The organism is Endozoicomonas sp. SESOKO1 (assembly GCF_024606265.1).
Taxonomy (GTDB): Bacteria; Pseudomonadota; Gammaproteobacteria; order Pseudomonadales; family Endozoicomonadaceae; genus Endozoicomonas.
This window is the reverse complement of sequence record NZ_JAHHPP010000186.1, coordinates 1-2283: the sequence shown is the minus strand read 5'-3', so window position 1 is coordinate 2283 and position 2283 is coordinate 1. Positions and strand designations below refer to the sequence as shown.

Genomic DNA, 2283 nt, shown 5'->3' with positions numbered 1-2283 from the left:
ATTATGGTAACCAGGAAAAGAAGTGTCCAGCGTCTGAACAGACATTCCCTGAAATGTCGAGGCTTGTGTGCTGGTTTCAAATTGATAAGTTTGTTCTATTGAATCCAGTGAGCCGGAATAAAGATCGGCATAAGCAAGGTCAAATGGCGGCAGGTTACTGAAAGAGTCCATTGAATTATTGAATTGCTGAATTACCGCTTAAGACCACTCTTTGTTATAAAAGTTCCTCCATAACCGACACCAACCATTCAATATTTACATCAACCTTATTTATTATGTCACCCTTATTATGTCAACAGGCATAAAAAAGTACTACGGCTCTAATACCAGCTTCGCTAAACATGAACTGTGCAGCTATTTTGAACAGCGAGATCTTTGCGAAGCCTCCTTTTGCGTTCTCTGGCGCGCTTCCTATGGCGCTCGGCGTAATCGGGATCATTCATGTAGCGCTCCCTGTGGTACGACTTTTTGCGCTCAATTATTGAAGAGTTATCAACAACAATGTCTTGGCCCCCTGATTTCAGGTTCACTTTCTGATAAGCATATCTGCTGAATAAGAGGTATGTCTGGAATTAATGATGGTCCATCATTAACGGGTTCGTTACCAGAATTCTCAGGTATATATTCATCAAGAACTGATGTCGGTATGCCAGGAATATCCATTTCAAAAAAGCCTGCTGTCTCTGAAGCTGCCGCTGAAAGAGTTAGAGGTTCAATATTATAATTATTCAATAAATTAAAAGGAACAGGGTTGTTTTTGGTTATATCCGATTGGTTATGGTAACCAGAAAATACAGTATTCAGTACCTGAGCAGAAATCCCCTGATAGGTCGAGGTTTGTATGCTGGCATCAAATGGGTGCGTTTGTACTATTAAATCCAGTGAGCCGGAATAAAGATTGGAATAAGCAAGATCAAATGGGGGCAGACTATTAAAGAGATTCATCGAATTGGCGAATTATTGAATTGTTGAATTACTGCCTAAGACCTCTCTTTATTATAAAAGTTCCTTCGGAACACAAGCTATTCTACCAATTTTGCTAATCATGAACTGCGCAGCCATTGTCAACAGCTGGATCTTTGCGAAGATTCTTTTTGCGCTCTATGTTACGCTTCTTTGCACGCTCGGCGAAATCGGGATCGTTCAGATAGCGCTCCCTGTTGTGCTTCTTTTTGCGCTCGGCGAAATCGGGATCATTCTGGTAGCGCTCCCTGAAGTGCTCCCTACTGTACTTCTTTTTGCGCTCGGCGAAATCGGGACTATTGTGGTAGCACTCTCTTTGCCGCGCCCTTTTACGCTTTAAGAAAGCGGGATCTTTGCAAAGCTCCCTCTGGTACTCCCTTGAGCGCTTCCTTGCACGCTCCGCATAAGCGGGATTTTTGCGAAGCTCCCTTATGCGCTCCCTTTTGCGCTTCCTTTTGAGCTCTGAAGCAGGGTCTTTGCAAAGATCCCTTTTGCCATCAACAATGTCTTTTGCTGGAGTCGTTTGATTATCACTTGCAGCCTTGTTCAGGTTTTGTGGGTTAACTACAGTCAATGGTCGTAAATCCTGTGGGTCAGGGAGTACGTCAGGAAGATCAGTTAATGAAAAATCTGGATTCGAATGGCTTTGTGGTGTTGGTTCCCTGATTCCAGGCTCACTCTCTGATAAGCATATTTGCTGAATAAGAGGGATGTCTGGTATTAATGAAGGATCATCATTAACGGATTCATAGCCAGAATTCCCGCGTATATATTCATCAGGAATTGATTCTGGTATGTCAGGAATATCCGTTCCAAAAATACCTGCTGTCTCTGACATTATCTCTGAAATAGTTAGAGATTCAATATCGTGTTTATTCAATAAGTTAAAACAAACAGGGTCATTTTCGCTTGCATCCGATTGATTATGGTAACCGGGAAAAGAAGCGTCCAGGGTTTTAACAGACATTCCCTGATAGGTCGAGGTTGGTATGCTGGCATCAAATTGAAACGTTTGTACTGCTACATCTGCTGAGCTGGAATAAAGATCAGCAGAATCAGGATCAAATAGAGGCAGTTGACTAAAGAGGTCCATTAATTTTTGAATTAGCTAATTATTGAATTGACTAAAAGTTGAATTACCGATAAGACCGCTCTTTATTGTAAAAGTTCCTCCGTAACACAAACGGTGCAGCCATTGTCAACAGCTGGATCTTTGTGAAGCTTCCTTATGTACTCATTGTTGCGCTTTCTCATGCGCTCGGCGAAATCGGGATCATTCCGGTAGCGCTCCCTTTTGCTCGCCTTTTGGCGCTCGGCGTA

2 protein-coding genes are annotated in these 2283 nt (G+C 42.5%); both read right to left on the bottom strand.

Annotation, left to right across the window (positions count from 1 at the left end):
- Nucleotides 1-492 precede the first annotated feature (492 nt).
- Nucleotides 493-945 carry a hypothetical protein gene (locus tag KDK13_RS09055; protein ID WP_257284655.1) on the bottom strand — a complete coding sequence of 151 codons (453 nt, stop codon included), beginning with the start codon at nt 943-945 and terminating at the stop codon, nt 493-495.
- A 94-nt stretch (nt 946-1039) separates the two neighbouring features.
- Nucleotides 1040-2056, bottom strand: coding sequence for a hypothetical protein (locus KDK13_RS09050; protein WP_257284654.1), 1017 nt, complete (start codon nt 2054-2056; stop codon nt 1040-1042).
- Between the last annotated feature and the right edge of the window lie 227 nt (nt 2057-2283).

What these genes read in the sequence shown, in the direction of transcription:
- KDK13_RS09050 (WP_257284654.1), bottom strand. Translation starts at nt 2,056, where the DNA reads ATGGACCTCTTTAGTCAACTGCCTCTATTTGATCCTGATTCTGCTGAT.
- KDK13_RS09055 (WP_257284655.1), bottom strand. Translation starts at nt 945, where the DNA reads ATGAATCTCTTTAATAGTCTGCCCCCATTTGATCTTGCTTATTCCAAT.